Source organism: Thiolapillus sp., from assembly GCF_048562965.1.
Classification (GTDB): Bacteria; Pseudomonadota; Gammaproteobacteria; order Chromatiales; family Chromatiaceae; genus Thiolapillus; species Thiolapillus brandeum_A.
Genome location: NZ_JBHNMF010001714.1, coordinates 1 through 500, shown reverse-complemented (window position 1 = coordinate 500; position 500 = coordinate 1). Strand labels below are relative to the sequence as shown.

At 56.0% G+C, this 500-nt stretch carries 1 protein-coding gene; it reads left to right on the top strand.

Annotated elements, in window-relative coordinates; translation table 11 throughout:
• Positions 1–54: 54 nt before the first annotated feature.
• A partial coding sequence (locus ACOCD2_RS26355) for a hypothetical protein (protein ID WP_419626468.1) occupies positions 55–500 on the top strand: 446 nt, incomplete at its 3' end.

Sequence of the window (500 nt, the reverse complement as noted above, 5' to 3'; positions counted from 1 at the left end):
GGCGAAGACACGCTTGCAACAGGATCTGGCCTTCGAGTACCCGGACATGCGATGATGCTTTCCCTGCCTACTCAACAGGCATGGGCCGCGGATTTTGCGGAAATCCGGACGTTTTTCAACATCCTGTGGTTCATTCGGCAGGAAAACAGGCCCCGCGTTTGTCTTGGTCTGGATGCTGGCGACAGCGAAAAAGGAAAGGGTATTTCAGGTGAGAGAATGACAAAAGAAAACGACATCGAACAACGCCTGCTCACCAAACTGCAAGACCTCAAATACACCTACCGCCCGGATATCCGCGACCGTGAGGCGCTGGAGCAGAACTTCCGCGAAAAATTCGAAGCGCTCAACCGCGTCAACCTCACCGATGCCGAATTTACCTGCCTGCTGGAGGGCATTATCAGCCCCGACACCTTCGCCTGCGCCGAGACCCTGCGCCACCGCAATACCTTCGAGCGGGAGGACGGCACGCCACTGCACTATCAACTGGTCAACCTCAAGGA